Raw genomic sequence first — 16,133 nt, forward strand, 5'->3', positions numbered from 1 at the left:
GGACCAGATGGAAGCATTGGCTGTCACACTTGAGGGACCAGAGCGCTTAGCGCTCCGGACGCTTGAGCTGACCGCACAAAAGCCTTCCGACGTCCTCGTAGAAACAGCATTTAGCGGCATTAGCGGCGGCACTGAAAAGCTGCTCTGGAACGGGCAAATGCCTGAATTTCCAGGGATGGGTTACCCGCTGGTGCCTGGGTACGAATCGGTTGGCCGCATTGTTGATGCGGGCGCAGAGGCCAAATCGCGAATCGGCGATTGGGTGTTTGCGCCAGGGGCCAATTGCTACACTGAGGCGCGCGGATTGTTCGGCGGAACATCGCAGCGTCTGGTTGTCTCATCCACCCGCGCCTTCACCGTTTCCGAGTCGCTGGGCGATGCAGGCGTGCTGCATGCACTCGCCGCAACCGCGCTGCACGCGATCAATGGCGGCACACCGCCCGAGCTTATTATAGGCCACGGCGTGCTTGGCCGTTTACTGGCGCGTCTAACAATCGCGCTCGGCCATTCCGCCCCGACAGTTTGGGAAACCCACGCCGGTCGCCGCGAAGGCGGATCAGGTTACAACGTGATTGCACCCGATCAGGATGAGCGGCGCGACTATGCATCGATCTATGATGCGAGCGGCGATGAAAAGCTGCTCGACACGCTGATCACGCGCCTTGCCAAGGGCGGAGAGATCACACTCGCCGGTTTTTACTCCAAGCGTTTGAGCTTTGAATTTGCCCCCGCCTTCATGGCCGAAGCGCGCCTGCGCATCGCCGCTGAATGGCAGCCTGATGATCTCACGCAAACTTGCGCGCTGATCGAAAGCGGCAAGCTCAACTTAACCGGATTGATCAGCGACCGGAGCTCTGCCGCCGACGCATCAGAGGCTTACCCACGCGCATTCGGCGATCCCGACTGCCTAAAAATGGTTCTCGATTGGAGGGGCTGCGCATGACAATGCTCGAAACACAGGCTGAAGCACTGCGTGAAGAGGCTGACCAAGAGCCCGATCCCGTTCACACCGGCGAAGTGACCAGCGAAACGCAGGTCATCGCGATTTACGGCAAAGGCGGTTCGGGCAAGAGTTTTGCGCTTTCTAACCTCAGCTACATGATGGCGCAGCAGGGAAAACGCGTTCTGCTGATCGGCTGCGATCCGAAATCGGATACGACCAGCCTGCTGTTCGGCGGCAAGAGCTGCCCGACGATCATTGAAACCTCATCGAAGAAGAAGCTCGCCGGTGAAGAAGTGAACATCGAGGATGTCTGTTTCCAGCGTGACGGCGTGTTCGCGATGGAACTTGGCGGGCCAGAGGTTGGCCGGGGCTGCGGCGGACGCGGCATTATTCACGGCTTTGAACTGCTTGAAAAACTCGGCTTCCACGAATGGGGCTTTGACTATGTCCTGCTCGACTTCCTCGGGGACGTCGTATGCGGCGGCTTCGGCCTGCCGATTGCGCGGGACATGTGTCAAAAGGTGATCGTGGTCGGCTCGAACGACATGCAATCCCTCTATGTCGCCAACAACGTCTGCCATGCGGTTGAGTATTTCCGCAAAATGGGCGGCAATGTCGGTGTGGCCGGCATGATCGTGAACAAGGATGATGGCACCGGTGAAGCACACGCTTTCGCTGAGGCGGTCGGCATCCCGGTTCTGACAGCCATTCCAGCTGATGAGGACATCAGGCGCAAATCCGCCAATTATCAGATCATTGGCAAGCCTGATGGCGAATGGGGCAGCCTGTTTGAGACGCTGGCAAGCAATGTCGAGACCGCTCCTCCGCTGCAGCCAAGCCCGCTCGATCAAGACGGTCTTTTGGGGCTGTTTTCGCCCGAAGAAACGGGCGGAAATATCACGCTCGTCCCCGCCACTCAGGCCGATATGCGCGGCGGCGTGTTCGAAGAAAAACCATCGCTCGAGGTCGTTTACGACGAAATCTGATGACAGACGCTCCCGCCTCGAACCCTGATATGGGCCGCAATCGCGACACGCTCGACCTGGCTGCGCCAGCGCCCGAAGGTGGCGCGTGCTCCAGCGGCGAGACCATGCGCGAGGCCGCGCGCGCTGCTGGCAAGAGCGATATTCTCGATCAATACGAAGCCGATTATCCAGTCGGCCCGCATGACCAACCGCAAAGCATGTGCCCAGCCTTCGGGTCGCTCCGAGTGGGCCTTCGCATGCGCCGCACAGCAACCGTGCTTTCAGGCTCGGCCTGCTGTGTTTACGGCCTCACCTTCACCTCACACTTTTACGGTGCGCGGCGGACGGTGGGCTATGTCCCGTTCAGCAGCGAGACGCTGGTCACAGGCAAGCTGTTTGAGGACATCAAGGAAGCGGTCGAAGGCCTCGCCGATCCTGAGCAATATGACACGATTATCGTCACCAATCTGTGCGTTCCCACCGCGAGCGGTGTGCCGCTGCGGCTGCTGAAAAAGCAGATCAATGGTGTACGCATTGTCGGCATTGATGTGCCTGGCTTTGGCATTCCCACCCATGCCGAGGCGAAAGACGTCCTCGCTGGCGCGATGCTGCAATATGCGCGCGAGGAAGTGGCCGCTGGCCCGGTTGCTGCGCCCGCAGAGCGGACTGACAAGCCGAGCGTTACCTTGCTGGGCGAGATGTTCCCGGCTGATCCTGTTGGCATCGGACAAATGCTGGAGCCGCTGGGATTGGCCGCTGGCCCGGTTGTGCCAACGCGCGAATGGCGCGAGCTCTACTCCGCGCTAGATTGCGCGGTCGTTGCCGCAATCCACCCGTTCTACACCGCCAGCATCCGCGAATTTGAAAAGGCTGGCCGCCCGATCATCGGCTCCGCCCCTGTCGGCGCAGACGGCACCGCCGCATGGCTCGATTCCTTGGGTCAGACCTTGGGCCTGGCGCAAAGCAAGGTCGACGGCGTCAAAGATACAATGGTCGGCGCAATCAAAGGCGCATTGGCCTCTGCGCCCATCAACGGCCGCATCACAGTGTCCGGCTATGAAGGGTCTGAACTGCTCGTTGCCCGCCTGCTGATCGAAAGCGGCGCGGACGTGCCCTATGTCGGCAGTGCATGCCCGCAAACGCGCTGGTCCGATCCGGACCGCGAATGGCTGGAGGCGCACGGTGTGCGGGTAAACTTCCGCGCAAGCCTTGAAGAAGACATTGCGGCGATTTCCGAATTCCGCCCCGATCTTGCGATTGGCACCACTCCGGTGGTCCAACACGCTAAGGCAAAGGCGATTCCCTCGCTCTACTTCACCAACCTCATCTCTGCGCGGCCCCTAATGGGTCCGGCGGGTGCGGGCAGCCTCGCTCAAGTCATCAATGCGGCGATGGGCAACAAGGCCAGGTTCGATAAGATGCGCGACTTCTTCGAAGGGGTCGGCACAGAGCACGCAGCGGGCGTTTGGGAAGACACGCCAATTGATCGTCCGAAATTCCGCAAAAAATACGCGGCACTCAACGAAGCGGCCCGCAAGGCGGCCGAGGCGGTGGGCACATGACCCTCGTTCTCGATCATGATCGCGCTGGCGGATATTGGGGCGCCACTTACGTCTTTACGGCGGTCAAAGGCCTGCAAGTCATCATCGATGGCCCGGTCGGGTGTGAAAACCTGCCGGTCACATCCGTGCTGCATTACACCGATGCCCTGCCCCCGCATGAACTACCCATCGTGGTCACGGGTCTGGGCGAAGAAGAGCTGGGTAAAACGGGCACCGAAGGCGCGATGAAGCGCGCTTGGGAAACGCTCGATCCAGAACTGCCTGCGGTTGTTGTCACCGGCTCCATCGCTGAGATGATTGGCGGCGGCGTGACGCCGGAAGGCACCAATATCAAGCGGTTTCTGCCGCGCACAATCGATGAAGACCAGTGGGAAAGCGCCGACCGCGCACTCACTTGGCTGTGGACCGAATTTGGGCCGAAGAAGACGCCCAAACCGCGCGTTCGCAAAGAAGGCGAGAAGCCGCGCGTCAACATCATCGGCCCGTCCTATGGCATGTTCAACATGCCCTCTGATCTTGCCGAAATCCGGCGCCTGATCGAGGGGATCGGCGCAGAAGTTGGTATGGTCTTTCCGCTCGGCAGCCACCTCGCCGATATTCGCCAGCTTGGCATGTCAGACGCCAATGTTTGCATGTACCGCGAGTTCGGCCGCAATCTGTGCGAGACGCTGGAGCGGCCCTATTTCCAAGCGCCGGTCGGGCTATCCTCAACCACCAAATTCCTGCGCGCCTTGGCTGCGGAGTTGGGCCTCGATCCAGAGCCCTTTATCGAGCGTGAAAAGCACACCACAATCAAGCCATTGTGGGATCTGTGGCGCTCGGTCACCCAAGACTTCTTTGGTACTGCAAACTTCGGAATTGTAGCCAACGAGACCTATGCACGCGGCATCCAGCATTTCCTTGATGACGACATGGGCCTGCCTTGTGCCTTCGCCTTTTCGCGCAGTGCCGGGGTAAAACCCAAGAACGAAGATGTGCGCGCAGCGATCGCCGCCAACCCGCCGCTGGTGGTGTTCGGCAGCTACAATGAGCGGATGTATATGGCCGAATGCGGCGCGCGCGGGATCTACATTCCTGCGAGCTTCCCGGGGGCGGCCATCCGCCGCCACACTGGTACACCGTTCATGGGCTATTCGGGCGCGACATATCTCGTTCAAGAGGTCTGCAATGCGCTGTTTGATGCGCTGTTCCACATCCTGCCGCTCGGCACCGAGATGGACAAAGTGCCTGCAACAGCCGGCGCGCGAGCTGACCGAACTGACGTGGGACGATGCCGCCAAAACCAAGCTGGATGAGCTGGTTGAAGCGCAGCCGGTCCTGATCCGCATTTCCGCCGCAAAGCGCCTGCGCGATGCCGCCGAACGGGCAGCGCGCAGCCGCGGCAACGCCATCGTCACCGCAGATTGTCTCGCGGACGCTCTTCTCGAAGGAGAAAGCGCATGATGAGCGCCAAGCGGACCAACCATTTTACAAGTTTGCCTGGAAACAGGCTCACAAATCCACGTGGGGGATCACGCGGGGATATCGTCGGGGGCAGTTATGCCCTCACTCCAACAACTGAATACGGAGAATACCGATGAACGATCCGGCTGATCGCCCGAGCGTTGGCACGTATCTGACCGACGAAGAAGCCAAGGAGATCCATAAAGCATTTATGGGCACCTTCGCTCTTTACGTCGGCATTGCTGTCGTCGCTCACCTTTTGCTTTGGATTAACAAGCCTTGGCTTCCGATCCCCTAATAATCAAAAGATAGGAATTACCTATGTGGAGAATTTGGCATCAATTTGATGTTCGCCGGGTGCTTGTTGCCCTGCATGTGGGCTTGGCTGTGCTGGCCTTTAGCATCCACTTCATTCTGCTTAGCACGGACCGCTACAACTGGCTCGATGGGCCCAGTTCGGGGGCGTCACAAGCAGCTGCAGTGATCGAAAGCTCGGAAGCCTCCGGCTAGTCGAGCTTTCACAAGTGTGGAGGCAGGTTCGCCTGCCTCCAACAACTTAACGAACACGAGAAGAACCTGCCGTCTTGGTGGGGAGGATGGATTTATGCTCCTTAGTTTCGAGCGCAAATACCGTGTGCGTGGTGGTACCTTGATCGGAGGGGATCTCTTCGATTTCTGGGTAGGGCCATTTTACGTCGGATTTTTCGGGGTGACAGCGGCGATCAGTGCGCTGCTGGGGACCATGTTGATCTTTGCCTCTGCGGCTCAGGGGCCAACCCTGAACCCGTGGCTGATCTCAATCGATCCTCCAGCTATTGAAGCCGGTCTTAAACTGATGCCGCTCAATGAGGGCGGCTATTGGCAAGTCATTACAGCCTGCGCGATCGTGGCCTTTGGGTCGTGGGCGCTGAGGCAAGTTGAGATATCGCGCAAGCTGGGCATGGGGCTGCACGTCCCGTTCGCATTCAGCTTTGCCGTGCTCGCTTACGTGACCCTGGTGGTTATTCGCCCCGTCTTGATGGGCGCATGGGGCCACGGTTTCCCATACGGGATTTGGACCCACTTGGATTGGGTCTCTAACGTCGGCTACCAGTATGTGAACTTCCACTACAACCCGCTGCATATGATCGCGATCACGTTCTTCTTTACGACGTGTCTCGCGCTGGCTTTGCACGGCTCGCTGGTGCTCTCAGCGGTGAACCCTGAAAAGGGCACTGAGGTGAAATCACCAGAATATGAAGACACCTATTTCCGTGATTTCATCGGCTATTCGGTCGGCACTTTGGGCATTCACCGGGTCGGTCTGATCCTGGCGTTAAACGCTGGGTTCTGGAGCGCGGCCTGCATCGTGATCGCTGGTCCATTGTACGTCGGCAGCTGGGTCGAATTCTGGGATTTCTGGAAAGCCATCCCGATCTGGTCTTGAGGAGAACCTGATAATGCTACGCTATCAAAATATCTTCACTCAAATCCAGGTCAAAGCGGCCCCTGAAATGGGCGTTCCTCTGCTGAGCTGGAAACGAAGATCGTATCAACGACACCTTCTACAGCTATTGGGCGGGCAAGATCGGACAGGCTCAGATTGGGCCGTTCTATCTCGGCTGGCTGGGCATGATCGCGCTCGCTTTTGGCGGTGCGGCGATCATGATCATCGGCCTGAATTTCTGGGCACAGGTCAATTGGAGTCCGCAAGGCTTCATGCGCGAACTCTTTTGGCTCTCGCTTGATCCTCCCGGTCCGGAATATGGCTTCAGTCCAATTGTGCCGCTGAATGAAGGCGGCTGGTTCATCTTGACCGGCGCTTTCCTGACCATCTCAGTATTGTGTTGGTGGGCGCGGACCTACACCAGAGCGAAAGCACTGGGCATGGGCATGCACATTCCATGGGCCTTTGCGAGCGCGATCTGGCTGTTCCTGGTACTCGGCTTTATCCGTCCGTTACTGATGGGCAGCTGGGCCGAGGCTGTGCCATACGGCATTTTCTCGCACCTTGATTGGACCAACAATTTCTCGCTGATTTACGGGAACCTGTTCTACAATCCGTTCCACGCACTATCGATCGTGTTCCTCTATGGCTCAGCTCTGCTGTTCGCCATGCACGGCGCGACGATCCTGGCGGTTGGCCGCTATGGCGGTGAGCGCGAGATCGAGCAGATCACCGATCGCGGCACAGCATCAGAGCGTGCCGGCCTGTTCTGGCGCTGGACGATGGGCTTCAACGCCACGATGGAATCGATCCACCGCTGGGCTTGGTGGTTCGCAGTACTAACGACCTTCACTGGCGGTATCGGCATCCTGCTGACCGGCACAGTGGTCGACAATTGGTACCTGTGGGCACAGGAACATCATTACGCACCAGAATAACCGAGTAGTCAGGCCTAGCGCGGCCCGAGCGGGCCCCTGCCTCCTCTCCCGACGGGTAGAGCTCGCTAAAAAGGGAACCCGGCTCCTGTTTCTGATCAGGGGCCGGGTTTTTCATTGTCTGGAAAGATCGTGGATTGCGGCGCGCTCGCGGCCGGTCGTTAGGTATCTAATCTTGGCCAGAGCGGGCGGCGAACCTGGCGCGCAGATCAATCAGATGCAGTGGCAGCGAAAGCGCCAGCGGCAATGCCACCCAGTACCACGCGGCTCCCACCAGAGCGGCTCTAACCCCAAGCACTAGAAACACCGCCGGTCCGAGCAGAGCGAAGATACCGCCCCATGCCCAACCGCGCGACTTCAACCACAGCGCCTCGCACGCCAGCACCGCCAGCACCAGATCGGCGGCGTGTCCGGACTGGAAGAAACCGCTCATCATGGATGGAAGGTCAGCCAAATGGCCCGTTGAGCTCAATCACTTGCCAATTGAGCGCCCCGGCAATCGTTACCCAGATCAGATAGGGCACCAACAGCAGGCTTGCTGCCTTTGAATATCGGTACGAATAGACAATGAGCGCGAGGATCGACAACCACAGCAGCAACAGCTCGATGAAAGCCAGGTCTGGTCGCTGGATCCTGAAGAAGATCAGGCTCCAGCTTATGTTGAGGAACGCATTGAGCGAGAACAAGCAAATCAGTACGTCCGATACTCGGCGCGTCGGCGCGGCCAACCAAGCGGAAACGGCCGATGCGGTCACAAAGGCGAAGATAATCGTCCAGGCGATTGGGAACAGCTGATCAGGCGGGTTCCAGCTTGGCTTTTCAAGCGACTGATACCACGGGCCAAGATCGGTGATCGTCGCGCCCAGCATCGCCACCGCAATCGCAGCAATGCTGGCGATGACGACCGGTAAAACCCAGACTTTACCCATTAAGCAGCCGCCTTCAGCCCCAGCAGATGCGCGCAATCCTTCAGGAATATTCGGACATGCGCCATCGGTTTGGAGCGAACCAGACGCTTGTTCATATAGGCCTGCCAGGTCAGCTGCTGCACGTCTTTATCGGCGCACATAGTCACAAACCGCTCACGCCGCTTGTCGCTGGAATACCAGAAATATTGCATAATCCCGAGCACCCAGAACACTTTGCCGTGCTCTTTCATAAACTGTTTGCGCGCCTGACGCAGGGCTTTGACCTCTCCGGTCGCCAGAAATGCTTGCGCAGCTTCCGCCACATAGCGTCCGCCGATCATGGCGTAATAAATGCCCTCGCCCGATGCCGGGGCAACAATGCCCGCCGCATCGCCCGCGACGATCACATCGCGGCCATTGTCCCAGCGTTTGAGCGGTTTCAGCGGAATCGGTGCGCCTTCGCGGCGAACCGTCTCGCACTTAGCCAGATCGAGCTCGTCGCGCATGGTTGTCACCGCGCCGCGCAGGGAAAAGCCCTTGTTTGCGCTGCCCACGCCGATGCTCGCGGTTTTGCCATGCGGGAACACCCAAGCGTAGAAATCGGGCGAGAGTTTGCCCTGGTAAAATACGTCGCAGCGTGCCGGATCATAAGCATCATTCGCGTGCTCAGGGGATTGAATGATCTCGTGATAGGCGAACACGCAAGGGATCTTTTCAGCGCCCGGAATACTTTGTTTGGCCACCGCTGAGCGAGCACCATCCGCGCCAATCACGAGCCGCGCGCGCACTTGCTCAATTTCGCCGCCGCGCTCCCGGCGAAAGCGCACGATTGTGCCTTCTTCCTCATCGCGCTCAATCCGCTCAAAGGTCGCTTGCAGCCGCTCTGCGCCGCTTTTCACCGCGCGCTCGCGTAGCCATTCGTCAAACTCTTCGCGGTCGACCATGCCGACATAGCCAATCTCGCCAACCGGCATATCGACAGCGCGGTTCGAAGGCGCGATCATGCGCGCTGAGCGTGCCCGCGCAACTAGCAAACTCTGCGGAATCTCGAAATCTTCCATCAAGCGCGGCGGCACCGCACCGCCGCATGGCTTGATCCGTCCGCCCCGCTCCATCAGTAGCACCGAATGCCCGGCCCGCGCCAGATCATCAGCTGCTGTTGCCCCAGAAGGGCCGCCACCAACAATGACAGCATCATAGATCATCTCAGTCATGCGAACACCTGTTTTTGCGAGGAATGAATGCGGCGAGTGGCGCGCAGCGCCAGCCCAGCAGCGATGATGAAGAGCCCGGCTTCGAGCGCGAAAATCAGTTGGAAGGCATCGCCATCGCCCTGATTGGCGCGGCGGGCGAAATCGACACCGAGCGCACCGAGAAGGCCGCCCAAACCAAAGGCGATGGCCTGGCTTGCGCCCCACACGCCCATGCGCACGCCTTCGCGGGTTTTCTCACCCGATCCAGCTAGGCCCATCATTGCGCCGATGGCCGCAACCGCGAACACTCCGTTGCAAAACCCAAGCGCGAAGACATTGGCGGCCAGCGGCCAGCCCGGCCCATAGACGGCGGCCATGGCAAGTCCCGCCAGAGCAATGGCGGACCCTATACAGCCAGTGACAATCCAGATTTTGAGGTCGACTGGCATGCGCCCAGCAAAGGCACTGCCGCCAATGCCAGCGAGGATCATGCCGAGCAGAACGCCGCCATGCTGCATGCTGGAAAGCTGGGTCGATGCGCCGGGTGACATATCAAAAACGAGGCCAGCAAACGGCTCGAGGATCAGGTCCTGCATGCTGTAGGCCAGCATTGAGACGAAGATGAACACGGTGAAGCGGCGCGCGGCGGGTTCAGCATAGATCTCTGCCAGTGCGGCGCGAAAATCCGGGGTCGGTTCGTCCTTGACCGTCTCGGCAAAGGTTTGGCGCGCAGGCTCCAGCCGGATAACTGCCAGCGCCGTTGCAATGACCGCAGCGATAGCCACGCCGCTCGCCACACTGACCAAGCGATCTGGCGAAAACGGCTCATCAGGAAAAGCGGGCTTCAGCAATGTCCCAGCGGTGGCAGCGGAAATAACAATCCCGGCCACCATCATGATCCATGTGGTCGCCGCAGCGGCCGCGCGCCGTCCCGGAGCAACGCCAGAGGCCAGCAGCGCCAGGGCCGAAGTTCCGCTCGCACCAACGCCCGCACCAATCAGAGTGAAGCCCAAAATGGCCAGCCCAATCGCGAAGCCGCGGTTGCTGTCCATCATCACAGTGGCATTGATCGCCAGCATCGCGCCAGCGGCGAGCACTATGATGCCGCCCAATATCCAAGGCGTGCGCTTGCGCCCCTTGTCCGATCCGTGGCCGAACAAAGGGCGCCCCAATTGCACAGCGTAATGCCAAGCTACGAGCCCGGCAGGAATGGCCGCAGAAAGCGAATATTCCACCACCATCACGCGATTGAGCAGCGAGGTGGCCAGCATCACGATCGCGCCAATACTAGCTTGAACCACGCCGATTCTGGCAATCGCAAACCAGCTAAGGCCGCGTGCAGATGATGCGCCGCCGTCCATCAGATGTAGCTCCCCAGCCCCAGCGCTGCGGCCAACATGCCAAGCACATAAAGCAGCACGCCAACAGCGTTATACCAAGGCGCGTATTTCGCAGGGTTGCTAAGCAGGCGCGGCATCGCGGCCAATTGCGCGAGCAGCAGGACAGCAACGGCAATGGCCGAAACCGTCAGGCCCCAATACGCGAGCAGCGCGATAACAATGGCTTGCGCCGCCGCCATTACAACGCAGGCCAATCGCGCCGCATTCTTGACGCCCAGAATGACAGGCAGAGACTTAAGTCCCGTCTGACGATCCCCCTCCACCGCTTTAAAGTCGTTAAGCGTCATGATGCCGTGTGCGCCCACGCTGTAGAGCGCCAGCACGATAAGCACCTGCGCGGATGGCAAAGCGCCTGTCATCACGCTCGCCCCGGTGAACCAGCTGAGCCCTTCATAGGTCAGGCCAACCACGGCGGGGCCCGCCCAGCCGCTGGATTTGAGGCGGAATGGCGGCGCGCTGTATGCCCAGGCAAGGCCGAGGCCAACAAGCCCGGCGACCAAGACCCACGGGCCGAGCAGCCCCGAAACTATCGCCGATAAAACAGTGCCAGCAATCGCCACATACAGACCCCAGCGGCCCGCAATGCGCCCAGATGGAATGGGCCGGTCTGGTTCGTTAATGGCATCGACATGACGATCAAACCAATCGTTCACCGCCTGGCTGGTCCCGCAAACCAATGGCCCTGCGAGGATGATACCGGCTGCCACAAACAGCCAGCGTCCATCCATGCTCGCGCCAGAAGACACCGCGCCGCACATAAAGGCCCACATCGGGGGGAACCAGGTAATCGGCTTTAGAAGCTGAACAACATCACGAAGCGCCGGAATCGGTGCATGGTGAGTCGAGGTCGCAGATCGCTGCATAAGTGCAGGCTATGCCTGACACTTCAATGCGTCAAATTATTTTGACACTTTTGCCAGTCGCTTGCAAACTTTGCAAAGAACTAGTCGTTTTCAGCCGCTAAATTGCCCAATCCATGGCGGTGCAACTTGGAATAGAGGCTCTGGCGGGAAAGGCCGAGGATCTCGGCGGCGGATGCGCGATTGTCCGAAGTGTATGACAGCGCCGCCTCGATGCACAATCGCTCGATCAGATCGGTGCTTTCGCGGACAATATCTTTAAGCGGCATGCGGCCAACCAGATCAGTGAGTTGATCAACCGAGCGCGGCAAATCTTCAGAGCCAGGTGGCAAATCGCGCAGTCGGCGACCAATCGGGCGGATTACGAAGCCGAAATGCGCTTCATCATCGCCGCTGACGACGGCCGACAGCTCCACCGGCTCGCCAGCATCTTCGCTGCTCGCGCGCAGAACGGTGCTGACATTGCGGGCTGATCCGTGCTGGTCGATCTGTCCCGTAATCAGTTCCAGATCTATGCCCGGTCGGCCAATCCATTCGGACAAATGGCGACCGCGCAGCTGATCAACGCTCGCCGCCTGCACCAGCTCAACAAAGGCGAGATTGGCGCTGACCAGGTGCATATCGCGATCAGCCACCACAAAGGCATCGGGCATCTGATCCACAATGTTCTGCACCGGCGTAGCCTCAGCGGCCACCTCATCCCGCGCGACTGGATTCAGGCGCAGCAGCAGATATTGCACGCGGTCCTGAGTGAAGCCCGAGGCCGCCAAAATCGCAGGTGTGCTGCCTTTTGACAGGGCAACCTCAACCGGAGACACGCTGTCCGAGACCAGCGCAGAGCCGGTTAGCGCCAAAACATCGTCACGCGAATTGCGATCAAACAGGGAAAGCAGTTTCTTGCCAACCAAAGAGCCTGCCCGCGCGCCAAGCAGGTCATGCGCAGCCGGATTGGCCTCTCGCACGCGCTGCGAGGCGGCTTCGACGATAACAACCGGTTCGCCAGAGATATCGAACAGCATGCGGTAACGCGTCTCTACCTGACGCATCCGCAGGTAATCACGCTCTAGCGATTGTTGAACTTGGAGGAGACGCTGCTGAAGCTTCGCTGCCTCGCGCAGGTCGCGGCCAAAGGCAATCCGGTGCTCGCCGCCATTTACGCTGACCACAACATAGCGGATCGGCACGTCGCCATCTCGGACCGTGTGGTTCACTTGGCGCCAGTGCTGAACCTCGCCCCGGCGCGCGGCGGCCAGCATTTCCATGATCTTCGGGCGGCTCTCAACCGTCACCGTATCAATCCAATTGCTCCCGGTGAGGTTTTCCAGCCCCGGATAATGTTCAGGATCGTAAGCGGCATCCAGAATGGTGCCGGTATCATCAAGAACGAGCGTGATATCCCCCGCCACCATCGCCAATTTCATGGCGGCATCGGCATCCAGCGAATCAAACAGCTCCGCTGCATCGCCGAAAGGGCTCTTGCCCTCGATGCTATGTTTGCGGGTTAACATGCGCAATCTAGTCTATTGCGTTTGATGCACACTCGTAATCGCTTCCCGAACCAATTGTTCAGCTATTTCAACAGCTGCTCGGGCATCAAGCGCTGTGCCATCGGCTCCGACCTCTGCGACCAGATCAGGGTTTTCATTGACCACACGTCCGCCAATGAGCACTCGCATATGAGGGTTCGCGGCAACGCTTCGCAAGGCGTTGATCATGTGGGTGATCGCGGCGCTAGGGCAATCACGAGATATGGTCAATCCCACCACATCGAACGGTTTTTGCCCAGCGCGGCTGAGCAATTCGCGGCGTCCTGGTTCGACCAAAACTTCGCTTTTCCAACCGGCCCGAACAAACAAGTCATCGAGCATAATCGCTCCAAAACTGTGCTGATCGCCGGGAATTGGAGCAATCAATATCGAGCGCGGTGCAGACAGCGCTTTCACAACTGGCGGCGAGCGCACGGCAATCTCGCGCATCACTTCTTGCAAGCGCCAAAGTCCCATTGTGACATCAACGAAATCGCACTCGTCGGCTTCCCAAAGACTGCCCAGTTTGCGCGCAGCGGGCGCGAGCAGATCAATATAGATCGCCTCAACGCTAACGCCTTCCGCAAGATAAGCGTCGACCTCTTCCAACAATTCGGCGGCTTCGGAATGGAGCGGCATCGAGGCAAATCGGCTTGCATCCAATGCATCAATCTCGTGAGCGCTTCCGCCCCCCGGCGCTGCGCCGCCCGATGAATGCGCCATCAGCAGGCGCGGCAAAATTTCGCTTTCGATAATCGCGTCGATCGAGTCGCTTGCGAGCGAGGCTTGCTCACCATCGCTCAAAACGTGCGCTTTGCGCTTCCGCCTTGCCAAGGGTTCGCTGATCACTTTGCGTAAGGCGGCTGAGCCAGCCCCAATCACTGATGCCATTACAGACTCTCCCGGTCTGCCAAACCAGCCAAGGTCTGGATGCGGCGCGGATCGCGTCAATGCCAATGGGGGCGAGCGGACAAAACGAATCCAATCCCACCAACACATTGGACTGTACGCCTTTTTTGACAGGCTGGCAAATCAGCCCCGCGAGACACTGTCCATTTAAATTGTCGTCAAGCTAGATTGACACACGTGTAAAAGAGGGCGTAAGCCATGAATTGAAAGCGGAGGTATTTCGCATACATGGGATGGGATAACCCAAGACTCGATGGCACGGCCCAACTGGCCCGCGAAGGCGGCGCAAGAGGGACAAGCTCAGGGGCGCTCTACACCGCGGAAGAGCGCCGCAGACGCGACGAGTCGGTATGGACCACCATCCAAGGCGTACTCGCCCCGCTTCAGTTTCTCGTCTTCCTGATCAGCCTGGTTTTGGTGATTCGTTTCTTAATGAGCGGCGAAGGCGCAGGCGCGGCTGATATCTCTGTCGTTATCAAAACGCTCACGCTCTACACGATCATGATCACCGGCTCCGTATGGGAGAAGGTTGTGTTTGATCGCTGGCTGTTTGCGCCGGCGTTCTTTTGGGAAGACGTGTTCTCAATGCTCGTTCTGGCCTTGCACACGCTCTATCTCGTGATGCTGTTCGGCGGCTTTGGCTCGGTCGAGGCGCGCATGATAGTCGCGTTGGCGGCCTATGCAGCCTATGTCATCAACGCTGGGCAATTCCTCTTAAAGCTGCGCGCTGCGCGGCTTCAAGCGGCTCCTAACAATACGGTGGCGGCATGAACGCGCTTCCACCAGCATCGGGCTGCGCGCCAGAGCTTGCGACGCTGGAGCGTGCGCCGGTCCTGCGCGAGCGCGGCCAACGCGAGGTGTTTTGCGGCCTGACCGGGATCATCTGGCTGCACCGCAAGATGCAGGATGCGTTCTTCTTGGTGGTTGGCTCGCGCACTTGCGCTCACCTGCTGCAATCCGCCGCTGGCGTGATGATTTTTGCCGAGCCGCGCTTTGCCACCGCGATCATGGAAGAGCGCGATCTGGCCGGCATGGTCGATGCGCAGGATGAGCTCGACCGCGTTGTCACCAAGCTGCTGGCGCGCCGCCCCGATATCAAAACGCTGTTTCTGGTTGGCTCTTGCCCGTCAGAAGTGATCAAACTCGACCTAGCAAAAGCGGCCGAGCGTCTGGGCACAAAATACAACCCCAGCGTGCGCATTCTGAACTATTCCGGCAGCGGGATTGAGACGACCTTCACGCAAGGCGAAGACGCCTGCCTCGCCTCGCTTGTGCCAGAGATGCCAGCGGGCGATCCAAACGGCGAAAAAGAGCTGCTGATCGTCGGCTCGCTGCCCGATATTGTCGAAGACCAATTCATGCGCCTGTTTGACCAGATCGGGATCAAGCGTGTTGGCGCTTTGCCCGCACGCCAAGCGAGCGATCTGCCCAATCTCGGCCCGCAAACCCGCTATCTTTTGGCTCAACCATTCTTGGCAGAAACCGCCATGGCTTTGGAAGCGCGCGGGGCGCAGCGTCTCGATGCTCTGTTCCCATTTGGCGCGGAAGGTACGACCGCTTGGCTGCAAGCCGCTGCGCGCGAATTTGGCATTGATGAAATGCACTTCAACAGCGTGATCGCTGGCCCGCGTGAACGCGCCAAACGGGCGATTGAGCACAGCGCGGCGCAACTAAACGGCAAACGCATCAGCTTCCTGCCAGACTCGCAGCTGGAGGTGCCGTTGGCGCGCTTCCTCAATCAAGAGCTTGGGATGGAGCCGGTTGAGATTGGCACGCCCTATCTGCACCGCACGCATCTTGCGCGCGAGCTGGAATTGTTGCCGCAATCCGCTCGTCTGAGCGAAGGGCAGCACGTTGATCGCCAGCTCGACCGAGTGCGCGAAGACAAGCCTGATCTCACGGTATGCGGCCTCGGCCTCGCCAATCCTCTGGAAGCGGAAGGCTTTGCGACCAAATGGGCGATTGAGCTCGTCTTCTCACCCATTCACGGGTTTGAGCAGGCTGGCGATCTTGCTGAACTCTTTGCCCGGCCGCTTCGGCGCCGCGATGTGTTGAGGGTTTAG

General features: G+C 59.3%; 15 protein-coding genes and 2 pseudogenes. 10 read left to right on the forward strand and 7 right to left on the reverse strand.

Translation table 11 applies throughout. The features are described from left to right. Positions 1 to 7 precede the first annotated feature (7 nt). The 8 genes and pseudogenes from bchC to pufM all read left to right on the forward strand — a co-directional run bounded on the left by bchC (position 8) and on the right by pufM (position 7,277). Positions 8 to 943 (forward strand): chlorophyll synthesis pathway protein BchC, encoded by a 936-nt coding sequence (bchC, locus tag AC0V6U_RS09310; RefSeq protein ID WP_472642890.1) that lies wholly within the window; start codon positions 8 to 10, stop codon positions 941 to 943. After that, positions 940 to 1,929: a chlorophyllide a reductase iron protein subunit X gene (locus AC0V6U_RS09315; RefSeq protein WP_472642891.1), complete on the forward strand. Its 990-nt coding sequence runs from the start codon at positions 940 to 942 to the stop codon at positions 1,927 to 1,929. Before bchC ends, AC0V6U_RS09315 begins: the two co-directional genes overlap by 4 nt. Then, positions 1,929 to 3,470 (forward strand): chlorophyllide a reductase subunit Y, encoded by a 1,542-nt coding sequence (gene bchY / locus AC0V6U_RS09320; protein ID WP_472642892.1) that lies wholly within the window; start codon positions 1,929 to 1,931, stop codon positions 3,468 to 3,470. The genes AC0V6U_RS09315 and bchY overlap by 1 nt, the downstream gene beginning before the upstream one ends. Next, positions 3,467 to 4,913: pseudogene (gene bchZ, locus AC0V6U_RS09325) on the forward strand (chlorophyllide a reductase subunit Z). Before bchY ends, bchZ begins: the two are co-directional and overlap by 4 nt. 133 nt (positions 4,914 to 5,046) lie before the next feature. Continuing rightward, positions 5,047 to 5,211: a light-harvesting antenna LH1, beta subunit gene (gene pufB / locus AC0V6U_RS09330; protein WP_472642893.1), complete on the forward strand. Its 165-nt coding sequence runs from the start codon at positions 5,047 to 5,049 to the stop codon at positions 5,209 to 5,211. 23 nt (positions 5,212 to 5,234) lie between these two features. Continuing rightward, a complete protein-coding gene (pufA, locus tag AC0V6U_RS09335; protein ID WP_472642894.1) occupies positions 5,235 to 5,423 on the forward strand; it encodes a light-harvesting antenna LH1, alpha subunit in 189 nt (62 codons plus the stop codon). 94 nt (positions 5,424 to 5,517) lie between these two features. After that, entirely contained in the window at positions 5,518 to 6,339 is an 822-nt protein-coding gene (pufL, locus tag AC0V6U_RS09340) for a photosynthetic reaction center subunit L (RefSeq protein WP_472642895.1), read from the forward strand. A 13-nt stretch (positions 6,340 to 6,352) separates the two neighbouring features. Beyond that, a pseudogene (pufM, locus tag AC0V6U_RS09345) lies at positions 6,353 to 7,277 on the forward strand (photosynthetic reaction center subunit M). 166 nt (positions 7,278 to 7,443) lie between these two features. Here the strand turns inward: pufM and AC0V6U_RS09350 are convergent. From AC0V6U_RS09350 to AC0V6U_RS09380, 7 genes are all read right to left on the reverse strand, one after another. Next, positions 7,444 to 7,728: a hypothetical protein gene (locus AC0V6U_RS09350; protein WP_486169444.1), complete on the reverse strand. Its 285-nt coding sequence runs from the start codon at positions 7,726 to 7,728 to the stop codon at positions 7,444 to 7,446. Then, positions 7,721 to 8,203, reverse strand: a complete 483-nt coding sequence (locus AC0V6U_RS09355) for a TspO/MBR family protein (RefSeq protein ID WP_472642897.1) — start codon at positions 8,201 to 8,203, stop codon at positions 7,721 to 7,723. The genes AC0V6U_RS09350 and AC0V6U_RS09355 overlap by 8 nt, the downstream gene beginning before the upstream one ends. Then, positions 8,203 to 9,396 carry a geranylgeranyl diphosphate reductase gene (locus AC0V6U_RS09360; protein ID WP_472642898.1) on the reverse strand — a complete coding sequence of 398 codons (1,194 nt, stop codon included), beginning with the start codon at positions 9,394 to 9,396 and terminating at the stop codon, positions 8,203 to 8,205. Before AC0V6U_RS09360 ends, AC0V6U_RS09355 begins: the two co-directional genes overlap by 1 nt. After that, the gene (locus AC0V6U_RS09365; protein ID WP_472642899.1) at positions 9,393 to 10,736 is read right to left on the reverse strand and encodes a BCD family MFS transporter; all 1,344 of its coding nucleotides are present in this window, start codon (positions 10,734 to 10,736) and stop codon (positions 9,393 to 9,395) included. The genes AC0V6U_RS09360 and AC0V6U_RS09365 overlap by 4 nt, the downstream gene beginning before the upstream one ends. Then, positions 10,736 to 11,638, reverse strand: a complete 903-nt coding sequence (chlG, locus tag AC0V6U_RS09370) for a chlorophyll synthase ChlG (RefSeq protein ID WP_472642900.1) — start codon at positions 11,636 to 11,638, stop codon at positions 10,736 to 10,738. Before chlG ends, AC0V6U_RS09365 begins: the two co-directional genes overlap by 1 nt. Positions 11,639 to 11,718: 80 nt before the next feature. After that, positions 11,719 to 13,143 (reverse strand): transcriptional regulator PpsR, encoded by a 1,425-nt coding sequence (ppsR, locus tag AC0V6U_RS09375; RefSeq protein ID WP_472642901.1) that lies wholly within the window; start codon positions 13,141 to 13,143, stop codon positions 11,719 to 11,721. Positions 13,144 to 13,155: 12 nt separating this feature from the next. Continuing rightward, positions 13,156 to 14,052 carry a cobalamin B12-binding domain-containing protein gene (locus AC0V6U_RS09380; protein ID WP_472642902.1) on the reverse strand — a complete coding sequence of 299 codons (897 nt, stop codon included), beginning with the start codon at positions 14,050 to 14,052 and terminating at the stop codon, positions 13,156 to 13,158. Positions 14,053 to 14,298: 246 nt separating this feature from the next. On the opposite strand from AC0V6U_RS09380, the gene bchF reads away from it, so the two are divergent. Together bchF and AC0V6U_RS09390 are read left to right on the forward strand one after the other, a co-directional pair. Further along, a complete protein-coding gene (gene bchF, locus AC0V6U_RS09385) occupies positions 14,299 to 14,841 on the forward strand; it encodes a 2-vinyl bacteriochlorophyllide hydratase (protein ID WP_472642904.1) in 543 nt (180 codons plus the stop codon). Next, positions 14,838 to 16,133, forward strand: a complete 1,296-nt coding sequence (locus AC0V6U_RS09390; protein WP_472642905.1) for a ferredoxin:protochlorophyllide reductase (ATP-dependent) subunit N — start codon at positions 14,838 to 14,840, stop codon at positions 16,131 to 16,133. The genes bchF and AC0V6U_RS09390 overlap by 4 nt, the downstream gene beginning before the upstream one ends.

It is taken from the genome of Erythrobacter sp. W36 (assembly GCF_057364935.1).